This window comes from Paenibacillus phytorum, assembly GCF_013141715.1.
Taxonomy (GTDB): Bacteria; Bacillota; Bacilli; order Paenibacillales; family NBRC-103111; genus Paenibacillus_E; species Paenibacillus_E phytorum.
Genome location: NZ_WHOA01000092.1, coordinates 50,466 through 71,926 on the forward strand (window position 1 = coordinate 50,466; position 21,461 = coordinate 71,926).

The following is a 21,461-nucleotide window of genomic DNA, read 5'->3' on the forward strand; positions in this document are numbered from 1 at the left end:
GTAACTGCTTCTAAGTAAACAGCAGCTCTGCCTTCTCAATGTCTTCTTCATATTTGGTATGTGTAGCACTAATGACTCGTGAGAATATCCCCGCAAGCTCATCGTCCAAAATACGTAATCCTTCCGCTGTAATTCCGCCGGGAACAGATACGCGTTTTTGTAGGGTAGCAGGGTTGAAACCTCCGGTCGTAAGCAGCTTTCCTGTGCCTAGCGTCATTTCACTAGCAAGTAAGGTAGCTTCCTCAATAGAAATACCAGTTGCCTCAACAGCTGCATCAATAAAAGATTGCAAGAATTTGGCTAAAAAAGCGGGACCGCAGCTGGATATGTCGGAAGAGATCCGCGTATAATTTTCGGATACACGAATAGGTGAGGAGATATGCGCAAATAGGTTCTCGAGCCATTCTTTGTCCTCAGGTTGCATTCGATTCCCATGAATACATAGTGTAGCACCACTTAACACGTAGTTCGTGATACTTGGAATAATTTTACTGATTTTCGCCGGCAGAAGACCTTCCAAATGTTTGAGCAGGACAGGGCTTGTAATGGACACGATGAGTTGAGAGGGAAGCACGTCCTCTTTGATTTCATCAATAACATTCTTAAATTCAGACGGCTTCACACATAGAAAGATGAGATCGCTCCCCAGTACGACTTCTCTATTCGACCCGGCAACATGAAGTCCAGGATATGTCTCCGCTAGAAGCTCAACTTTATGAATTGTTCGATTTCCCGCTATAATTTGCTCCGGATTGAAAGCTCCAGAATGAATGAATGCTTCAATCAGAATACTTCCCATACTCCCAGTACCGATGAACCCTGCTTTCATCCAGTAATCCCTCCCGAAAAAATCAGTCACTTTCTTTCATAGTTTATTGAACGGGGTCAGTTATAAATGCCATTCAGATGCTTTTTCATGTATATGTTCATATGTCAGCAATTATGTTTGGAAAGACTTATTCTAAAGCTTAGGCTTACGAAGTCAGTTTTGTTAAAGCAAAACTTTTAGGAGGGAATTCGTGGATTTTTTTGGTTACAAAAGAGGAAGAATACTGCTCGTGATGGCAGTGATCTGTTTATTTGCTTTTGTCGTATGGCCTTTCCTTCGTGGAGGCAGATCAATGATACAGACAGATTTTATGCCTCTGAACACTCAGATGCAGGCTATGATTTCAAAAAGTGGAGAGGAGGAGCCGGCACCTGAAGCGAAACTTACAAGAAAATTAGATTCGAAAACTAATATAGACGCAGAACCGAAGGCAACAATCCCTGGATCAACACAAATACCTGCATCTGCACCGATTTCAACAGCAATTCCTGCGCCTTCTGTTGTATCTACTGAAAAACCGGAAGCTAGTTTGTCAGCAGCGCAGTCTTCAGGTCGATTGGATCTTAACTCCGCTACGCTCGAGCAGTTAGATGAGATACCGGGTATTGGAGAGAGCAAGGCAAAGGCTATAATGGACTATCGATTGAAGAAGGGGCGGTTCAGCCGGATTGAAGAGCTGATAGAGGTGAAGGGCATCGGAGAGAAAATGCTTGAGAAGTTGAAAGCATTTCTTTATGTAACTTGACCATAGTCCTTTCCTTTCTTTTATTTTGCTAGGAAATATGAGAGAATACTAGAAATGAAAAAAAGGATCCGATGAGTTTACATTGGTCTTCGGAAGGAGGAGTCAGCAATCCGTTATGAGCAACCGTAAAGATTGGGATACTTATTTCCTCGATATTGCCTACATGGCATCAACACGATCAAGATGCAACCGCCGGCATGTGGGGGCAGTGTTGGTTCAGGGGAAGAAGCTGCTTGGAACAGCTTACAATGGTGCGCCCATGGGTGTACCCGATTGTACTGAGGCAGGCTGCATGCTTGTAGAAGAAATTGAGCTTAAAGTAGTGGATGATACCGAGGAAGTTATTCGTAAACAGCGATGTATTAGAACGATTCATGCAGAGCAAAATTTGCTGCTGTTTACGGATCGGGAAGATCGCGAAGGATCAACTGTCTATGTTACAGATCAGCCTTGCTGGACATGTGCGAATATGCTGGCCAACAGTGGTGTGATGGAAATCGTTTTTCATCGTGGATACCCTAAGGATCATGAGAAAGTAAGCCATTTGATGGAGGACAGAGGTATTGTTTTCCGTAGAATGGAAGGATATGAGCCTCCACCTGGCACTGTTTCTGATGTTGTGAATTAAATATGTCTACTGAAGGAATAGGAAGAACCTTTTTCTAGAAGCAGCCGTTTGGGCTGTTCTGGGGAGAGGTTTTTTTGTTTGTTTGTGCAGCTGGGAAAAAGTATGGATATAAAAAGGTGCGGTAACTGTGTGGTACCTACATTTTCATTGGAGTAAATACAGTGTAATGGCTATTCTGACTTGAGTTATTGTGCTTTCACTGGAATAATCCAATGAAATTTATGATTTTTCTTGAAAATTGGCTTTTTAAGAGACTCTATTGGATTTACTCCAATAGAAGCTGTTTTTCGAAGTCTGAGAGTGAAAAGCATTGTAAAAAATCCAATGGCGCAGATGAAGATGAAAGTTGAAAGATGAAAGATGAATGAAGTAGATAAATGATGAATGATGAAAATGAGTACAATTCGATTTTATTACTTTCAAGAGGAGGGGAAGCAAATGTATATGCAAATGATAATGAAACGACCAGTTGTTATAGGGTGTTGTCTGTGGATAACTGGCTACATGCTCGCGCTCTATACCGAGCTGCAGTGGTTATCTCTGATGACGAGCGCGCTGCTGTTAGCCGCGCTTATCGTCATCTATGCGCTGCGGCTGCCTGGCAGACAGCCGCTGTGCGCCTTGCTGCTGGTCGGAGTAGCCTATGGCTACTTCCAATGGACCGACCAGCGCAACGTCTCAGCGCTGCTGCCGCTAGCGCAGCAGCAGACCCTGGACGGCAGCGAGGTCACGCTGCTCGGCCGATTCTCCAGCCCTGTCACCGTCGACGGCGACAGGGCTAGCTTCACGATGGAAGCGGGATCCATCCGCTTCCCAAGCGCGGAAGCTTTCCCGCTCGGCGGGGAAAGCGTGCAGGTCTCGCTGCGCCTGCTCCAGCAGGAGCAGCAGGCGGTGGCGTCGGGCTGGCGCCGAGGCGACGCCATTACGCTGCACGGGACGCTGCGCAGCCCGTCCCCAGCCCGCAACTTCGGCGGCTTCGACTACCGCCGATACCTGCGCCTTCACCACACCCATTGGCTGCTTTCAGCCAAAGGGGTGGATCAGGCGCAGGTCGAGCCTGCGGCTGCGCGCTTAAGCGTCGTCCAGCTGCTGCGCTGGAACGATGAGCTGCGCGGCGCCCTCAGCAGTCGCATGGACCTTATCTTCCCCGCGCCGCAGGCGGGGTTCATGAAGAGCATGCTGATCGGTCAGACGGACGATCTCGATCCCGAGCGCTTCCAGCAATTTTCGGAGCTGGGACTGACTCATATTTTGGCCATATCCGGCTTGAATATTGCTGTATTCCTGGGTGTATGTATATGGATCATGCGCCGATTAAGGCTGGCGAAGGAGACCTATCTGTTAATCTGTATATGGTTATTGCCATTCTATATCCTACTGACAGGTGCTTCCCCCTCTATTGTTCGGGCAGGACTCATGTCTATTATTGCCCTCTATGCAGCACGGAGAGGGCTCTTTAAGGATGTTTTGCACATTATGGCGATTGTCGCATGGATCATGCTTTTGTGGGATCCATACTTTCTGCTGGATGTCAGCTTTCAGCTTTCATTTCTGGTTACACTTGGTCTCATTGTTGGCGTACAAAGAGTCAATGATTTACTCGTTCCGTGGCTTTCTTCCGCAATTATAAGAAATACGACTTCCATCACGCTTGTTTCCCAAATGGTATCTTTTCCGGTATCCATCTATTATTTTAATCAGTTTTCTTTATTGTCTTGGCTAGCCAATGCCATCTTGGTTCCTATTATTAGCATGATCGTATTCCCCGCTGGCCTGCTTGCTTTAGTTCTGGGAATGATTTATATTCCTGCTGGAAAAAGCATCGGTTTGCTTATTTCTTGGTTAAACGAAGTGATTTTTTGGATGACAGACAAGCTTCAGCATTTACAGCAGTTTAAGCTGCTGTGGCCGTCGCCAAGCTTACCCTGGATTGCTTTTTATTATGCTTTTCTCATTCTAATTTATGGATTATGTATGCGCTTGTCTCAACAAGCTGGGGGAGAGCCTCCGATTATTTTAGTAAGTGTCAAAGGCAAAAAGAAGGTGAACTTATCGAAATGGTTAGTATGTGCGACAGGAGCTTTCCTGCTTTTGCTTTGGATGGGGTATTCGCCTGAACGCTTCAACCGATCCGGTCTCGTTCAATTTATCGATGTTGGTCAAGGTGATGCTATACTGATTCGGACGCCATATGGTCGACATATTCTGGTTGATGGTGGAGGGACTCTTACATTTAGAAACCCTGGTGAAGCATGGAAGATTCGCAAGGATCCTTATGAAGTTGGCCAAAAGATGCTCGTTCCGCTGCTCAAGAAACGTGGTGTTCATCAACTTGATCTCGTCGTTCTCACACATGAAGATGCTGACCATAGCGGCGGTCTGCAAGCAGTTATTGCGCAAATGCCCGTCAAGCAGTTTCTCTTTAATGGAACGCTCAAGCCAGGGGCAAGTATCGAGAAATTATTTGACACCCTGCTAACGCGAAAAGTGCCGCTTTTGCCTGCGAACATAAGCAATTGGATTCAGATCGATCCACTTACCAGATTGCAGGTCCTGTATCCTTTGGAAAAAGATAATCGGCTCATCGAAATTGTCAAAGAACAGAATGCGCAGTCCGTTGTTTTTTTGCTCGAGATGCAAGGTACACGTTGGTTATTTACGGGGGATATGGAGAAAGAATCTGAAGCTGTTGTGGTTGATTATTTAAAAGAACATCCTTCGTTAATTGATCAAGAACAACATAATCACAAGGTCGATGTACTGAAAATTGCTCATCATGGCAGCAAAACATCGACGACACCAGGGTGGCTCGACTTCTGGAAGCCTTCCTGGGCCGTCATATCCGTAGGAGCTATGAACAGTTATGGTCACCCAGCACCTGATGTATTAAGTCGTTTGGAAGAAAATAAGGTGCAGGTGTTACGTACGGATCAAATGGGGGAAGTGCAATTAGAAGTCCGCAAAGAGGGTATTCACTCCCGCATAAAAATAATGGATGAATGAAGATCGGAATGATCTCTATCCAGAGTTGTTCGAATGTGGATCTTTGTGTTCTTCCACGGCGGGGTCCTGTTTCCATGGTGGATCACCATACGTATGCAGCTCTTTATATATCCAATGAACACCGAAGGGAATGACGAATGAGAGAATGGTACAGATCAGTATCATCCCTGTAGGGAACCTTCCAATGAGAGAAAACCACATACTTGCATTACTCCTTTGTCGTTTTGATTATATTTCCGATTCGCCTTATAATGACTTCTGTCTGCACGTTAATCTCTGATTGTGTGAATATATTTAATCCCTGATCCCAATCATTTGCGATTGGTTTCCATAATTTATAATGATTCTGAAATAGATAAGCACCCAGCCCCAATGCATCCTTTTTATAAGTTTGTTGGAGTTTTTTAATTGCTTTGAGGGTATTGATTTGGACTGCATCTTCTAGGCTTTTCTCCAAATTTTTAATTGTTTCTGATTTAGAGGTATCATAATCAGAAATCGATTTATCAATAACCCCTTCAGTTGCGAGTTTAATGTTGAACCTGAACTTTGTTGGATTAAGCTGTTGCATTGTAATTTTACTTTTTGTTCTTTCCGCTCGGAAGGCAAAAGTGTGATCCTTAATCTTACCTTCGATGATACCGCCTTTCACTTGCTCAGTGACGAAGTTCAACCCTTGTGTTTCATCACCTGTCAAGAATCCGACCATTTCCTTGGTATGACCATCGAATATCGCGGATCCGGTCATCGCAACCCCTTTTTCTTCCAATTTAACGGTTTGAATGGCGAAGCTTTCATGCTTGACCAAATATTCATGGACGTCACCTATTCGTGATTCGGGTAACATGTAATTGGATTTTCGGTCGTTTCTGGCAATAGATGTAATATAATCGATAGGTGTTGGTTCATTAAAAGTAGGAATATCTAATATATCCGAGGCTTTTCCATTGGCAATTAATATTTGAACGCCTCTTCGCATTTCACTATTTCGTAAGAAGAAGTCCAACAAGTCGGCGAAAATTTTATCGTCTTTGGCTAATTCGCTGGAAATGATAATGATTTTTAGATGTTCAAAATAAGGGGAGCGACTCGTCCTGACTGCCAATTTCGAGCTAATGGCAGGCATGGAGTTTTCGGTTGTGGATAAATTAAAGTAGGCTTTATTGGAACTGCCAGATCCACTTTTTCCTTGACTGCTTTGTTTCAGCCCACTAGGTACGACAATCTGATAGGTTCCTTTGAATTTGTGTTTCTGAGTATTGCTGTAATCGATCGCAACACCGACTACAAACCCCCGCTGGTCAATTTCTATACGATCCCAGCAGCCTGTTAAAAGGAAGAGGATGCAGATTAGACTGGCCCAGCAGCTCCTTTTTTTAAGAAGCATCACTATTCACTCCTCGAATTTTGGCAGCAACGTGTATGAGGATAGGAAACATAATGGCGACAATTAATCCGATATAACTAATGATACTGCTTATTTCATCGAAATCAGCTAAGTTTCGTGGAAACATGCAAAGTATATAAATGAACGGATTTAATATGAACACCCATGTTTTTTTCTTTGTTTTATTAAAGACAGACATTAGCAGATAGATGGAACAGTCAAAGGCCATAATGGTCGTAGTGAAGACAGCCATAATCCAAATTGTAAAAAATATAGATTCAAACCGCTCAAAGAATGCGCCTGGAATTTGCATTTCCTTGGCAAGCTCAATGGCGGGATACGTGATTTGTTGAAGGGCGAAATGTGAAAATACACCAACGCAAGTAAGGTAGATTACTGTGTATAGTACAACTGGAATAGCTACACCTAAGACAACCGCTTTGGGGGCTTTCTTTGGGTGATTCATTAGGGTGATGTAAATTAAGATGACTTCAAAACCAAAGAGTGAGAATGCACTGGTTTCTATTCCCTTTGCCAAACCTTTCCAATCTGAGATCAAAAACGGTTTTAAATCGTCCAGGTTAAATATACTCATGCTAAATGTGAGTACGACAATTGAGATGACGATAACAATGGGCAAAAATAAAATATTTAGACGAATAATACCGACTCGGCTGCCAGAAACGGCATATACGACGACCAGTAAGAAGGTTAAGGATATCGCTTCAACAGGAGTCCGCTCAAATAGATATTGTTTGGAAATATTAGCAATAGCCCTAACTTCATAGGCGCTATACAGGATAAAGTAAAGGGTGAGAGAAAGGATGGCAATGAGGGCGATAGGCTTCGTAACGGCTGCTGAGGCATAAGCAAAATAACCTTGTTTGCTAAAATGAGTCGCAATTTTGGCTAGCATCCAGGCTGAGCCGATCGCAAGAAGACCTGCCAGCAGCATGGATACCCACCCATCAGAAGATTGTACTGTTTTCGCTAGGGCCCTCGGCAGAAAGAGTATACCTACGCCAATAATCATGGATGAAATCGTAATAACTATATCTACGAAACCGATCTCACTATCGCCATATTCAAAAGATTTCATCCTCTGTTTCTCCTTCCTCTCATTCTCTGATCATTTTTGGTCTGCATCATTTTTGGCCGTTTTGTCACGAATAGCAGGGGGGATCTTAAAATGAGATCTTTCCAGTCCCGTAATAAAATTGGCGCAAAAGGGGTGGAGTATGGAACGCCAAAGCTCTTCAGATTTACCAGGTGAATATTGATCATGATGTAGGCTAAGATGATCCCGTATAAGCCTAGAAAAGCAGCGGCCAACATAATGCTGAATCGCATCACGCGCAGTGAAATAGCAAACGAATAAGAAGGCAGCGAGAAAGAAGATATAGCTGTGACGGCTACAACAATAACCATAACGGGGCTTACCATGCCGGCAGCCACAGCAGATTCTCCAATAACTAAACCGCCTACGATCCCGATGGTTTGGCCAATTGGTTTGGGCAGTCGGAGTCCTGCTTCCCTGAGAAGTTCGAGCGTGAATTCCATAGCGAAGGCTTCAACGACTGCAGGGAATGGCACCCCTTCCCGAGCTCCAGCGATGGAGAAAGCCAACTTAGAAGGGATCATCCCATGATGGAATTCGAGCAAAGCAATATAAAGAGCTGGCAAAAAGGTAGCAATGAAAGCTGAAATTAATCGAAGTACCCGAGTCAACGTCGAGATGAGCCAATTTTGATAGTAATCTTCAGGTGATTGCAAACTCGAAGCGAATGTAATCGGCAATATGAGGACAAAGGGATCTCCATCTACAAGAATGGCAACTCGACCTTGGAGAAGTGCTCCAGATACTCGATCAGGTCGTTCTGTATTCATAATGAGTGGAAATGGACTAAGGAAGCTGTCTGCTATCCATTGCTCTAAGTAACCGGACCCTTCGATATCATCTATGTCTATGGTCTTTATTCTGCGAGTAACTTCTTTCACGAGGTCGGGATGCACAATGTCAGCGATATAAGTGACGATCACTTCACGTCTACTTCTTTGCCCGATTTGATAGGTGTCAAAAACAAGGTTGGTTTCTTTAATTCTTCTTCTAAGCAAAGCGGTGTTCGTACGTATGTCTTCTGTAAAACCTGCTCTTGGTCCCCGAATGATCGATTCTGTTTGTGGTTCTTCAATCGATCGAGTTTTCCAACCGCAGCTGGAAATGATGATGCATTGTGCGAGATTGTTGAATAGAAGAAGCGTATCGCCAGAAAGAATTGCCATTAAAGCATCGTCCAGAAGTTCAACGGTTTTCAACTCATAAGCCGTTAGAATTTGCTGCTTCAATACGTTAATTAATTCCGAAGATGAGGTAACAGGATGATCAAAGGAATGGAGCATCGGGCTTAGTAATTGCTCATTAATCATCGCTATGTCGACCAAACCATCAATGCTGACTAAAGCACACGGATATTGGTCTGTACCGATTGTAAATTGTCTAATGAGTAGATCGCTTGGATAGTGTAGGATCGTCTGAATGGTAGTCAAATTTTCTTGCAATGACGATGATAATGGTTTACTGGAATTTGAAGTGTTTGGCTGGGTATGAACCTGAGGGGTTCGGTTCCTTTTGCCAAATAATTGTTTGAACATGATGCAGTCCTCCACTTTCGAATAGCTCATCTGTAATATTTACCACTTCGGTTAGAATTAATCGGTTATGGTAATTTCTTAGGCGGTACTATCCAAACATAGTACTATCCCTTCTTTTAAAAAAGCTTACAATGGAGAGTAATTTGATTGATGAGAGAGGGGAGAACGGTTTGTGAGGCGAAGATGAAACTAATCGGTCTAGCATACGTCTAATAACAAGTGTATTTATTTCAGGAAGTTTGTTATTCTGGTAGTTGCAAGATTGCAATCGTTTTTTTATTCTAAAAGAGTTGCAACCTTATGAGACGTTGCTGCGTCTGTAAGATTGCAAGAGGGAGGGATCCCAGTGGTAGCACCCGAACTGGTAAGATCTGCACAAGCCGGTGATCGTGATGCTCTCATTACCCTATTGCGAGAAATTGAGTCTCACGTTTATCGAACCGCTTATTATATTTTGAATAATGAACAGGATGCCCTCGATGCTTCACAGGAGGCACTCCTTCGGATTTATACAAAAATTAATTCCTATGAAGAAAAAGCGCTCTTCAAGACGTGGGTACAGCGGATTGTAACGAACATCTGCATCGATAAATTTCGCAAGGCGAAACCAACGGTTTCGATTGATGAGCATGATATGACCTTTACAGCAGAACATAATGTTGAACAGGAAATGTTAATTGGCTATTTAGCCAAAGATATTAGAGAAGCAATCGAAAAGCTTCCCGAACACCATCGATCTGTTGTTGTTCTCCGTTATTTGCAGGACTTTTCGTATCATGAAATTGCAGAATCTCTCAACTTACCGTTAAACACGGTGAAGTCTTACTTATTTCGAGCTAGACAGCAATTACAGTCGCTGCTCCAAGAATATCAGAAAGGAGGTGTTCGGGGATGAATTGTCAAGAGGTGATGGAATTTATGCAAAGACAGCTGGATGGAGATTTAGATGCAAAAGAGGAAACTGAGCTTCATGCTCACCTGATGCATTGTTTGGACTGTGCACAGATGTTTGAACGTTTACAAAGATTGTCCGATGAACTGACCCAGTTGCCAAAGGTCATTCCTCCATACAGTTTGGTCGATGCTATCATGCCGCAGCTAGCTGATATAGATAGACATGCCGCGGCGTCCATTACCGACAAGGTGGCTGCTTTCGGCACCAATGCTAGTCAGACAGCTTCTGTGCAGCCTCCCAAACTTCCTTGGACACGCCGTTTAGGATCACAGTTCTCCTGGAAATTCGCTGGTGGTGTCGTTGCCGCAGGTCTCATCCTTGGTTTCTTCGCGTTTAATCTGAAGCATCCTATACTAGATCAAGCAGATGGTTTGCTGCAGCCAAAGGCTGCTTCTGAGAAGCAGAGTGCCGGACAAATGCAAAGCACGGCAGCCTCCGATTCAAACGCCGCACAAGATGCTGTTAAGAACAAAGCGGCAGACAGTGCAGGCGCGAAGCAGGTGGCACCTAATGCTCCGGCCGCTGAGTCATTCGGGCAAGAGAAAGCAGTGCCGGATTCAACGACGGGAAATGGGCTAGTGGGGCCGCAAGCTACAACTGATGCGAAGCTGGAGAAGCCACAAACGCTGAGTACATCTGAGACGACGAAAGGTACGGATGGTTTGCGCCAAGCGCCTTCTACCTCAGAGCCTGAACGGCTGAAAGATTCGGCATCCGCTGGTACTAATGTGAAGAAGGAATCGGACCTTGTATCGACGAATCCGCCGGACAGCAATGTAACTCCAAATAACCCGCCGGAACAGCAAAAGGTATTGAAAACTACGGAACCAACACCTACGCCTGTTGCTAAGAAGGGTGGAGAAACGAGTGATGTCGGAGGCATATATTCTTTAACAGTACCTAGTGCGAATCCATTAAAATCAAAAACGGGCGTTCTTGAGGCTGTTGTTGAAGAGCAGCATGTCGTGATCCGAAACAGCTCTACCCAAGAAGTTGTTTTTTCGTCCAAGCAAGTTTGGAAGTCTGGTGATCTTATCACGCTAGTGGAATGGTCTGATGACGACAAAATATTTTATCAAGTTCAAAGCGAAGGCTCGCTTCACACTTTTCTCATTGATTTAAATGCGAAAGAGGAAGCAGCTAAGTAAATTTGTGATACGAATGCACCAATGTGACGGTTCTAGCGTATGCTGTAGGATAAGGAAGCGGCAATACTTTGGTGGTGTCCACACGGTATAAGGTTTCTAGAGCCTTAAACCGGTGTTTAAATAGACAAACAAAGGGATTACCTCAAGGTCTTCGGGCTTTGACGTAATCCCTTTGTTGTTGGTAAAATGTAAGCAAGGAGTGAACATTAGCTATGGACGCAAAGAGAGCATTGAAAGATATACAAGCAGGGCGCCCTGCACCAGTTTATTTGTGCTACGGTCCTGAGAAATATAAGATGAGGGAATTTATTCAGGTATTAACGGATTTGCTCATTGAGCCCGAGCACAAAGAGTTTGCAGTGAGTAAATTTGATTTGAGTGAGATTAGTCTCTCTGCGGTGCTGGAGGATGCGGAGACCCTTCCCTTTATGGTTCCGAAGAAGTTGGTCATCGCGAAGAATGCGCTGTTCTTCACAGGGGCGAAGGAAAGTTCGAAGATTGAACATCACTTGGATCGTTTGACGGATTATTTGAAATCTCCAGCGGAACATACCGTCGTGGTGTTTACGGTAGATGCAGATAAATTGGACGAGCGTAAGAAGATAGTGAAAGCTCTCAAGGACCTTGAGGCGGCGGTTCCCTTCCTATCATTGAGCCCAGAAGAATTGCAGCAATGGGTCGCCAAACAAGCTCAGCAGCTGGGGTTTACGTTCACGGGGGAAGCCGCCGATCAACTGATCTTATACACTGGCGGGAATTTGCAATCCTTATCCGCAGAAATTGAGAAGATTTCTTTATATGTAGGAGTCGGTGCGGAAGCATCGGTTGATGTCATCGATCAATTGGTGGCTCGCAGTACAGAACAGAACGTCTTCATTCTTATAGAGGACATTGTAAATGTAAGGCTGGAACGTGCCTTCGTTATTCTCGAGGAGCTGCTGAAGCAGCGTGAGGAGCCGATCAAAATCGCGGCGCTCATCGCCAGACAGTTCCGCATCATGCTGCAGGTGAAGGAGCTAAGTAAACAAGGCTATTCCCAACAGCAAATGGCTTCACAGATCGGTTTGCACCCCTTTGCCGTGAAAGTGGCTGAAGGGCAGGCGCGCAAATACGATATTGAGAAGCTGAGTAGGATTATGTCGCAGCTTGCGGACCTCGATTTCCAAATGAAAACGGGGAAAATCGATAAAGTGTTAGGTTTGGAGTTGTTCCTTCTTAGGCTTGCTGCCTAGGAGGGCGGCTTTTCAAAAAGTAAAAAGTCCAGCTCTCTGTGAAGAGAACTGGACTTTTGCTTTATGTCCGTTTTATTACGCTTGAGCCGTAAGAGCGTTCAGCTTTTTAGCCAGACGGGACTTCTTGCGGTTAGCGGCATTTTTATGGATTAAACCTTTAGAAGCTGCTTTATCTAATTTCTTGGAAGCGTTAATTAGAGCTTCTGGGCTTACAGCTGTTTCGAAAGCTTTCACCGCAGTACGCAGAGCGGACTTTTGGGAAGCGTTACGAAGACGGCGCTTTTCGCTAACTTTTACTCGTTTAATAGCGGATTTAATGTTTGGCATGAAATTCACCTCCTACTTACAAAACACGGTTCAACGTTACATTTGTTTGTTTGCTGACAACTTTAAGTATTCTACCATGCAACTATTGAAAATGCAAGACCTGTCAATAGGTTTTCAGTGGTCTTTGTTTTTGTATAAGCGGTTGTAAATCGTAGCACAATAAAGGATGCAATGCACCCAAGGGTAACGGCTAAGCTGTCCGCCAAGGACAGGCGCGTTTACCCAGAAATATGCAAAGCTTATAATGTGAAACATATAAATTCTTATATTTTGAGAAAGGGGAACTTCAATGGACTTAGGCTCTTTTACAACACATACGGATCTTGCGGTAGATGCAAGGGATATGGCTCATGCAGCCAATCAGGGGCAACCGATACCTGGCATTGAACAGGAGTCGACACGTGAAAACGGGATACGAGTTACCAAGATCAACGTTCTGAACGAAGAGGGCTCCAAAGCGCTTGGTAAGCTTCTCGGACATTATATAACCATAGAAGTGCCAGCTCTTCGGGAGAAAGACAGCCAATTACAAGACCGCGTCGCCACGAAATTGGCCCAAGAGTTTGAACAGTTTTTGCGTGAAATCGGCATCCCTAAGAATGCAAAAGCGCTTATTATCGGTCTAGGCAACTCTAATGTAACACCCGATGCTCTCGGCCCTCTAGTTGTGGATAACGTGATGGTCACACGTCATTACTTTGAACTAGTTCCAGAGGACGTTAGTCCAGGGTATCGGGCAGTTAGCGCGGTTGCGCCAGGAGTGCTCGGAACAACGGGGATTGAGAGCAGTGACATCGTTCAGGGGATTGTCGATAAGTCCAAACCTGATTTCATTATTGCTATTGATGCGCTGGCTTCCAGATCCCTAGATCGGGTCAATACGACTATTCAAATCGCAGATACAGGCATTCATCCCGGTTCAGGCATCGGAAATAAACGTAAAGGGTTGACCAAAGAAAACCTTGGCATTCCCGTGGTTGCCATTGGAGTCCCAACCGTTGTATATGCGTCTACCATCGTCAATAATGCCTTCGACCTGATGCAAAAACATTTTAGCGAGCAGACGCGAAATACAGGGCAGATCCTAGGCTTGCTGGACGGTATGCAGGAGGAAGAGCGTCTAATGCTTGTAAAAGAGGTTCTAAACCCCGTAGGACACGATCTGCTTGTCACGCCGAAGGAGATCGACCAGTTTATTGAAGACATCGCCAATATTATTGCTAGCGGCTTAAATGCTGCCTTACACGATGCCGTAAGTGTTGATAATGTAGCGGCCTATACGCACTAAATGATTTTAAGAACTGGATCCCCTAGATGGGTGGATACAGTTCTTTCTTTTTGTCCATTTTTACGTAATTTGGAAGGAATAAGGAGGGGGGCGTCGAAATAAGGGACGATCAACTTAAATGAGGACGTGGTTCTGATGAGCAGCGCACATAAAGCGAAGCTATTCATAGGGTCATCTGCTGAAAGTGTTGAAGTAGCAGAGGCTTTGCAGTCAAATCTGCATTTTTCATTTGATGTAACAGTTTGGAGTCAATTGCTATTCCCTCCTTCACATACAACCTTGGCTCCACTTATTAAGCAGGCGAAGTCTAGTGATTTTGCTATCTTTGTCTTCCAACCTAATGATTTGACACTTTTGAGAGATTCATTGGTTAGCACCGTACGTGACAATGTTATTTTGGAACTCGGTCTATTTATTGGACAAATAGGTCTAGAGAGAACTTACTTTCTTATTCCGGAAAAAGAAAAATTACATATAGCCTCCGATTTAATCGGCCTAACGCCACTTACCTATGATGCGAATCATTCCTCTGGGTTAATGGCAGGCTTAGGACCGGCAACTTTCGTCGTGAAGCAAATGCTCAAAGAGTTAGGGCTGAGAGAGAAATGAAACCAAAGATATTTATAGGCTGCTCCCCAGCAAGTTCGCTATGGGCTGAATTCTATCAAGCGCAGTTGTCGTCTTCATCCGAGGTTACGGTAATTAATCAGGGTGTGCTTACGGCGTCCAATCATAAATTGAAAATGCTAAAAAAGCATATCGAAGAGACGGACTTTGCCCTTCTGATTATCACGCATGCGGATTGGCATGATCCCTTGGTTTACGGGAATATACTGGTATTGATAGGGCTTTGTATCGGAGAATTGGGCCATAGCCGCACGTTCATAGTGATGTCTAGGAGTTGTGAACTGCCTGAGTATCTGGAGGGTTACAACCCACTGCGAATCGATGATCAGCAGGCCATTTCGGGAATTGCGGAGCTAGCAGGTCCTCACCTCTACCCGATTAAACATAGTATCGGTGTGCATAAGAATCGGTTCAAGCTATCCGATATGAAGAAGAACGATGCTATACGCAGTTTTTTGTTCGACGCCTTGGATTCGCTTAGTGTGTCCAGTGTGGATTATGACCGCGTATTGGATAAATTCCATAAGACATTTGATACAAATTGTGGTATAATTGAGCTTCAAGAAGTGACAGCGGCAACGCTCTTTGAGCTTCTCGAAGATGGTGTCACCTTGCAGCAGTTTGGCCGTGCTGGTCAAGTCAGCAACAACCACAGTTTCAACGTCAATGACCCTACTAGTTATCTAGCCGAATGTTACCGGGGCAAGGATACGAACATCTACCTGGGGCAAGCCAAGGATAAAGAAGATGGCGAGTTTGAATACATTTACTGCATTAAGCTGCATCCGACCATTGTTTCATCCATACATTTCAAGACAAGGACGGATATTCCCGCGCGCAATCATCATCAAGTCATGATGGAGTTATCGGAAAGAAATGCGAAGCTCGTGTCTTCACTCAAATCCATTGTGAAAGGAAGGATTATTTATGCTGAAGCACATGAAGAAAGTTCGTAACCGACCAACCACAGACAATAAACATAAACCGAGTGACAAGACGTTGCTCAAATTATATAACGGACCCACTGTTCTGAATAAAACGAGCGGGGTAACGATTGTGGCCAAAGGGTCATTTGATTTCGAATCTCTCGCGTAGCATTAATAAGATAAACCTAAGAACCTCGTAAGGGGTTCTTTTTTGCGTATAGGCGTAATATAACTATTTAGCTTTACCCGCGATTACTACTGACTACTAAGTAGTTATACAAGTAACAGCTTTTTCGGACCCGAGACATGGGGGAATTGTAATTACTCAAGAGTTCAGGCGCAAGAAGTCGATCCAAGGGGAACTACGATACGCTATTTATCAAATAGCTGCACTTTTAGGTAAGTAGAGGAACCTAGAAGCGTTATTTTGCCATTTTGGCTGATTTACTGCGGTCGAAGGAGAAAAAAGAGATTGTCGTTCCGCCTAGATATGAAAAAGACCAATTTAGCCCCAAATAAGGTATCTACGTTCCCTTTCATGAGGCGACAGTTGATTTTGAAGAAAACAAGCTGTAACCGTAGTTCCCGTGTATGTATCAACAGAAGAACCTGAGCAGCGTCTCAGGTTTATTTGCGTTTCTTTTTCCCTCTATCAGAAAAATTCTAGTGTTTTGGGTTCTATCGAAGGAGCTCGTTTCATAGATTAAAGTAAGATAGATTAGGAGGAATCAAACTATGAAATGGACATCAGCTACATTGAATCTCAGCCATGTTCGGAAAACGTTTCAGAGCGCAAGTTCCGTCGGAAAAACATTTATTATACTCAGCTTCGGCACCTTAGCTCTATTTGTTCTTATTGGCGTAGGTGGCTTCTTGCAGAATAGAGTCATGACGACTTCGCCTGTTTCATCTATGAAGAGCTTAGCTGCTTCTGTCACGAATCAATTTTTCATCGATATGCTGGGCATGGAAGTGCCTCATCTACATAAAGATCAGAAGAAATTTACATTTTCTCAGCACAATGTGTTTCATTTTGCCTTCCAGTTCTTGACGGATATCAATCCGAACGACCCTAAAAGTCTTGTCGCCAGTGAAGTGCCAGGGATGGATGCCAATAAGACGACGGTATTGGTAAGAGGGAGTGCGTCAAATCCCAGTGATCCTATTGATTACGGCCCCCCAAGCTCCCTTGATTTAGAGGCAGATGCGAAGAATCCTCAGCCATCTCCATCACCAGAACCTTCTCCTGTGGGTGGCGCCGCCCCGATAACAAACCCAACGACAGGACAACCGCCAAGAACCGCAGGGGATAATATAGCTTTCATTTATCAAACGCATAGCAATGAGTCATTTTTGCCGGAGTTAAGAGGTGTTACAGATCCTGACAAGGCTTATAGCGATAAGGTGAATATCATTTCTGTAGGTCAAAGATTAGCTCAAAATTTGGAGAAGGACGGCATCGGAGCCGTACATTCCAAGACAGTCTATCCAAGTACAGTCAAAAATTTTGAATATCCGTATTCTTACAAATATTCATTGAAAACGTTGCAGGAAGCTTCTGTGTCACATCCGGATTTGCAATATTATTTCGATATTCATCGAGATTCCGCTGCACGAAATAAAACGACCGCAACCTTTGATGGCAAAGATTATGCCCAGGTGTACTTCATCATTGGTGGTAAAAATCCAAATTGGAAAAAGAATGAGGAATTCGCGAACAAGATTCATCAAGTGTTAGAGGCCAAACATCCTGGTATATCCAAAGGGATTCACGCGAAAGAAGCCAGTGAAGGCAACGGATTATATAATCAAAACTTTTCCCCTAATAATATATTGATTGAAGTCGGCGGCCCGTACAATTCCCTCGAAGAGTGCTATCGAACAACAGATTGGTTGGCAGAAGCTATTTCAGAGGTGATTTTGAACGCGAAGAAAGTTGACGCACCGGTTATTACCCCTAAGCAGTCGTAGAAGCTAGTTTGCCAACGAAAACTCTAAGGATATGCTTTCGAAGCTAGTTTTTTGCTAAAGCAAAACTTAGTTAATGCTTACGAAGCCAGTTTTCTTACGAAAACTTTAAGGAGGATCTCAAAATGAGGCTGAGACATTTTTATGTGAAAGTAGGCTTGTTTGGACTCTTGCTGTTGTTCTGTATTTTATTCGGAGTCAGCTTGGCGTCGAGCGGTATGGATCGCATACAAGGACCTCAGCCGTCCTCTAAAGCTGCACAGGAGCCCGCTGTCAAAACGCTACCAGGGCAAGTAACCACTGTTAAGACGTCACCAACGCCATCTCCCAAAGGAGACGCAGCAGCGAAATCTAACACTACCGCCGTGAAGCCACAAGCTGAAAAAAATGCGGAACCGGTTGCTGATCACGATAATTCATTGAATCATGTCGGTAATAAATTAGGGGACTTTCTGCAGATTGCTTCGCATCACGGAATTAAGTTATTCGTGTCCTTGTTTGATGCCGTCTTAGGGAAAGGTTGAGGGGTACATTGCTGCAACTTCCCACAACTGCTATAATGAAAATTATTTGCATGTAGTGGGGGTTAGTCTTTAGCATGACGGACATTCGAGAAAGACAACAAAGAATTCGCAACTTTTCAATTATCGCTCATATCGATCATGGCAAGTCAACACTTGCCGACCGCATACTAGAATATACGGGCGCGTTATCATCGCGTGAGATGCAGGAGCAAGTTCTGGACCAGATGGATTTGGAGCGGGAACGCGGAATTACGATTAAACTTCAGGCGGTTAGATTGGCTTATCGTGCTGACAATGGCGTCGATTATATTCTTAATTTAATTGATACACCGGGACATGTAGATTTTACATACGAGGTTTCCCGAAGCCTTGCCGCTTGTGAAGGTGCGCTGCTGGTTGTAGACGCTGCACAAGGTATCGAAGCACAAACGCTTGCCAACGTGTACCTGGCATTGGAAAATAATTTAGAAATTTTACCTGTTATCAATAAAATCGATCTACCTAGTGCTGATCCTGACAAAGTGAAGCAGGAAATCGAGGACGTTATCGGACTCGATGCCAGTGAGGCTGTTCATGCTTCCGCGAAAGCCGGTATTGGGATTAAAGAGATCATCGAGCAAATTTGTGAGAAAGTGCCGGCTCCGCAGGGGAATCCGGACAATCCGCTGAAAGCATTGATCTTCGATTCCCATTACGATAGCTACAAAGGCGTTATCGTATATGTGCGTGTCGTTGATGGTTCGATCAAGGCGGGCTCGAAAATCAAAATGATGGCGACGAACAAGGTGTTTGAAGTCATTGAAGTCGGGGCTTTCAAGCCGAGAATGTCATCCGTTCCTTCCCTTGAGGTCGGAGATGTTGGATTCGTTGTAGCTGGTATCAAAAATGTAGGGGATACACGAGTCGGGGACACGGTTACCGAAGCGGATCGCCCAGCGCCTGAAGCGCTGCCAGGTTATCGCCGGATCAACCCGATGGTGTTCTGCGGACTGTATCCGATCGAAACAACCGATTACAACGATCTGCGTGAAGCTTTGCAGAAGCTGGAGCTGAATGATGCTTCTCTACGTTTTGAACCGGAAACATCTACAGCTTTAGGTTTTGGCTTCCGCTGTGGATTCTTGGGTCTGCTGCATATGGAAATTATTCAGGAGCGGATTGAACGTGAGTTCAATATTCCGTTAATTACGACGGCGCCAAGCGTTATTTATCGCATCACATTAACGAATGGCGATGTGATGGAAATCGATAACCCATCGAACTATCCAGATCCACAGCGAATTGACTTCGTCGAAGAGCCGTATGTCAAAGCATCGGTTATTGTTCCAAATGATTATGTAGGAACAATTATGGAGCTTTGCCAAGGCAAACGCGGTGAATATATGAACATGGAATACCTGGATACCAATCGTGTGACATTAACGTACGAAATTCCGTTATCCGAGATCGTATATGATTTCTTCGATATGCTGAAGTCAAGAACAAAGGGCTATGCTTCATTTGACTATGAAGTGTCTGGCTACAAGAAATCGAATCTCGTGAAAATGGACATTCTTTTGAATGCCGAGCAAGTGGATGCACTCTCCTTCATCGTTCACCGTGATACCGCGTATCATCGCGGCAAAATCATTTGTGATAAACTGAAGGAACTGATTCCGCGGCAAATGTTCGAAGTGCCGATTCAAGCGGCGATTGGACAAAAGATCGTAGCCCGTGAGACGGTTAAAGCGATGCGTAAAAACGTACTCGCCAAATGTTACGGCGGTGACATCTCAAGGAAACGTAAGCTCCTTGATAAGCAAAAAGAAGGTAAGAAACGCATGAAGCAAGTTGGCAGCGTAGAAGTGCCGCAAGAAGCGTTCATGGCTGTTCTTAAAATCGACGAATAGATTGAAATGAATGAGAAGCTGGGGTGGCAGAGTAACTCTGCCCCTTGGCTTTTTCTTAATTGATACTAAGTATAAGTTTTATACTTTGCTTTGCATCAACCTTGACAAACCGCCCGTCCCTGAGGCCAGCGGAGTTGTTTATCCTAGATTGAAAGGAAATACCCCTATGTTAGTAACCTATACGGCCCCAACCGCTGTGTATATTCATATCCCTTTTTGCACAAACAAATGCCATTATTGCGATTTCAACTCTTATGTCCTTAAAGGCCAGCCCGTTATGGAGTATCTGGATGCGCTCGAGCGCGAAATGGAACTTACAGTTAGAAATAATCCACCGATCAAGGTGGAAACGATTTTCGTTGGCGGGGGAACACCTACTGTACTGCTTCCTGATCAAATGGAGCGGTTTCTGCGCATGGTTCATACGTATTTCCCAGCAGATAGCGCAGAAGTTGAGTTTTCCATGGAAGCTAACCCAGGAACGACGGACGAAGATAAGCTGGCAGTTATGAAAGAAGGCGGCGTCAATCGGATCAGTTTCGGAGTGCAATCTTTCAATAATGATTTGCTTGCCGCGATTGGACGCATTCATAATACAGATGACGTGCATCGAAGCATCGCGAATGCCAAAAAGCTAGGATTCGATAACCTCTCCATTGACTTGATGTTCGGACTTCCCAAACAAACCGTGGACATCATGCAGGCTACATTGGATGAGGCTTTATCTCTGGATCTGCAGCATTACTCCATCTATAGTCTAAAAGTAGAAGAGAATACATTGTTTCACACATTGTTCAATAAGAATCAACTGCCTCTTCCAAGTGAAGATGAGGAAGTCGATATGTACGAACTCATCATGAAGAGGTTAGAGGCAGCGGGTTATAAGCAATATGAAATCAGCAACTTCGCTAAACCAGGTCGAGAGAGCAGACACAACTCCATGTACTGGCGCAATCGCTCCTATTATGGACTCGGAGCAGGGGCTCATGGGTATATGAATGGCCAGCGTCATGTGAACGTGAAGGGAATTCAACCCTATATTGATGCTGCAAAGGTAGGCTTACCGATCATGGAACAATTTGAGGTAACTCGGCAGGAAGCTATGGAAGACTTCATGATGGTTGGTTTGCGATTGCTGGAAGGTATACGGAATGCGGATTTCATCGAACAATTCGGAATCACCATCGAATCACAATTCGGGGAAACCTTGAATGGCTGGCTGCGAAAACAGCTGCTTGAACAAACGCCTGATGGGTATCGATTGTCCAAACATGGCATCTTGCTTGGCAACGAAGTCTTTGCTTCGTTCCTTGCCTAGGCGAGTAACATAGAG

At 44.4% G+C, this 21,461-nt stretch carries 20 protein-coding genes; 14 read left to right on the top strand and 6 right to left on the bottom strand.

Features of this window, described 5'->3' with window-relative positions:
* Positions 1-10: 10 nt before the first annotated feature.
* Positions 11-829, bottom strand: a complete 819-nt coding sequence (gene comER / locus GC098_RS13615) for a late competence protein ComER (RefSeq protein ID WP_171643694.1) — start codon at positions 827-829, stop codon at positions 11-13.
* Between the two features lie 190 nt (positions 830-1,019).
* Between comER and GC098_RS13620 the strand changes: the two genes are divergently transcribed.
* The 3 genes from GC098_RS13620 to GC098_RS13630 all read left to right on the top strand — a co-directional run bounded on the left by GC098_RS13620 (position 1,020) and on the right by GC098_RS13630 (position 5,205).
* Positions 1,020-1,574, top strand: coding sequence for a helix-hairpin-helix domain-containing protein (locus GC098_RS13620; RefSeq protein ID WP_171643695.1), 555 nt, complete (start codon positions 1,020-1,022; stop codon positions 1,572-1,574).
* Positions 1,575-1,689: 115 nt separating this feature from the next.
* Complete coding sequence (locus GC098_RS13625) at positions 1,690-2,202, top strand: deoxycytidylate deaminase (RefSeq protein WP_047672253.1); 513 nt, start codon at positions 1,690-1,692, stop codon at positions 2,200-2,202.
* Between the two features lie 438 nt (positions 2,203-2,640).
* Positions 2,641-5,205 carry a DNA internalization-related competence protein ComEC/Rec2 gene (locus GC098_RS13630; protein ID WP_246358594.1) on the top strand — a complete coding sequence of 855 codons (2,565 nt, stop codon included), beginning with the start codon at positions 2,641-2,643 and terminating at the stop codon, positions 5,203-5,205.
* Positions 5,206-5,220: 15 nt separating this feature from the next.
* Here the strand turns inward: GC098_RS13630 and GC098_RS13635 are convergent, their stop codons facing one another.
* From GC098_RS13635 to GC098_RS13650, 4 genes are read right to left on the bottom strand one after another with little or no spacing between them, the layout of a single operon-like run.
* Positions 5,221-5,406 (bottom strand): hypothetical protein, encoded by a 186-nt coding sequence (locus tag GC098_RS13635; RefSeq protein ID WP_171643696.1) that lies wholly within the window; start codon positions 5,404-5,406, stop codon positions 5,221-5,223.
* Between the two features lie 7 nt (positions 5,407-5,413).
* On the bottom strand, positions 5,414-6,592 hold the full coding sequence (locus tag GC098_RS13640) for a Ger(x)C family spore germination protein (RefSeq protein ID WP_171643697.1): 1,179 nt from the start codon (positions 6,590-6,592) through the stop codon (positions 5,414-5,416).
* The gene (locus GC098_RS13645; protein ID WP_171643698.1) at positions 6,582-7,691 is read right to left on the bottom strand and encodes a GerAB/ArcD/ProY family transporter; all 1,110 of its coding nucleotides are present in this window, start codon (positions 7,689-7,691) and stop codon (positions 6,582-6,584) included. The genes GC098_RS13640 and GC098_RS13645 overlap by 11 nt, the downstream gene beginning before the upstream one ends.
* Complete coding sequence (locus tag GC098_RS13650; protein ID WP_171643699.1) at positions 7,688-9,244, bottom strand: spore germination protein; 1,557 nt, start codon at positions 9,242-9,244, stop codon at positions 7,688-7,690. The genes GC098_RS13645 and GC098_RS13650 overlap by 4 nt, the downstream gene beginning before the upstream one ends.
* 346 nt (positions 9,245-9,590) lie before the next feature.
* Between GC098_RS13650 and GC098_RS13655 the strand changes: the two genes are divergently transcribed.
* From GC098_RS13655 to holA, 3 genes are all read left to right on the top strand, one after another.
* Positions 9,591-10,139 (top strand): RNA polymerase sigma factor, encoded by a 549-nt coding sequence (locus GC098_RS13655; protein ID WP_056838612.1) that lies wholly within the window; start codon positions 9,591-9,593, stop codon positions 10,137-10,139.
* Positions 10,136-11,347 carry a zf-HC2 domain-containing protein gene (locus GC098_RS13660; protein ID WP_171643700.1) on the top strand — a complete coding sequence of 404 codons (1,212 nt, stop codon included), beginning with the start codon at positions 10,136-10,138 and terminating at the stop codon, positions 11,345-11,347. Before GC098_RS13655 ends, GC098_RS13660 begins: the two co-directional genes overlap by 4 nt.
* 212 nt (positions 11,348-11,559) lie before the next feature.
* The gene (gene holA / locus GC098_RS13665) at positions 11,560-12,579 is read left to right on the top strand and encodes a DNA polymerase III subunit delta (RefSeq protein ID WP_171643701.1); all 1,020 of its coding nucleotides are present in this window, start codon (positions 11,560-11,562) and stop codon (positions 12,577-12,579) included.
* A gap of 75 nt (positions 12,580-12,654) precedes the next feature.
* On the opposite strand, the gene rpsT is transcribed toward holA, so the two are convergent.
* Positions 12,655-12,906 (bottom strand): 30S ribosomal protein S20, encoded by a 252-nt coding sequence (gene rpsT, locus GC098_RS13670; RefSeq protein WP_028557986.1) that lies wholly within the window; start codon positions 12,904-12,906, stop codon positions 12,655-12,657.
* 289 nt (positions 12,907-13,195) lie between these two features.
* On the opposite strand from rpsT, the gene gpr reads away from it, so the two are divergent.
* From gpr to hemW, 8 genes are all read left to right on the top strand, one after another.
* Positions 13,196-14,194: a GPR endopeptidase gene (gpr, locus tag GC098_RS13675; protein ID WP_171643702.1), complete on the top strand. Its 999-nt coding sequence runs from the start codon at positions 13,196-13,198 to the stop codon at positions 14,192-14,194.
* 135 nt (positions 14,195-14,329) lie between these two features.
* Positions 14,330-14,803, top strand: coding sequence for a nucleotide-binding protein (locus tag GC098_RS13680; RefSeq protein WP_052228179.1), 474 nt, complete (start codon positions 14,330-14,332; stop codon positions 14,801-14,803).
* Positions 14,800-15,777, top strand: a complete 978-nt coding sequence (locus GC098_RS13685) for a TIR domain-containing protein (RefSeq protein WP_171643703.1) — start codon at positions 14,800-14,802, stop codon at positions 15,775-15,777. Before GC098_RS13680 ends, GC098_RS13685 begins: the two co-directional genes overlap by 4 nt.
* Complete coding sequence (locus GC098_RS13690; RefSeq protein ID WP_171643704.1) at positions 15,761-15,916, top strand: hypothetical protein; 156 nt, start codon at positions 15,761-15,763, stop codon at positions 15,914-15,916. Before GC098_RS13685 ends, GC098_RS13690 begins: the two co-directional genes overlap by 17 nt.
* A 566-nt stretch (positions 15,917-16,482) precedes the next feature.
* On the top strand, positions 16,483-17,718 hold the full coding sequence (spoIIP, locus tag GC098_RS13695) for a stage II sporulation protein P (RefSeq protein WP_171643705.1): 1,236 nt from the start codon (positions 16,483-16,485) through the stop codon (positions 17,716-17,718).
* A 122-nt stretch (positions 17,719-17,840) separates the two neighbouring features.
* On the top strand, positions 17,841-18,239 hold the full coding sequence (locus GC098_RS13700) for a DUF3679 domain-containing protein (protein ID WP_171643706.1): 399 nt from the start codon (positions 17,841-17,843) through the stop codon (positions 18,237-18,239).
* A 74-nt stretch (positions 18,240-18,313) separates the two neighbouring features.
* On the top strand, positions 18,314-20,128 hold the full coding sequence (gene lepA / locus GC098_RS13705) for a translation elongation factor 4 (protein ID WP_171643707.1): 1,815 nt from the start codon (positions 18,314-18,316) through the stop codon (positions 20,126-20,128).
* Between the two features lie 166 nt (positions 20,129-20,294).
* Entirely contained in the window at positions 20,295-21,446 is a 1,152-nt protein-coding gene (hemW, locus tag GC098_RS13710) for a radical SAM family heme chaperone HemW (protein ID WP_171643708.1), read from the top strand.
* Positions 21,447-21,461: the final 15 nt, after the last annotated feature.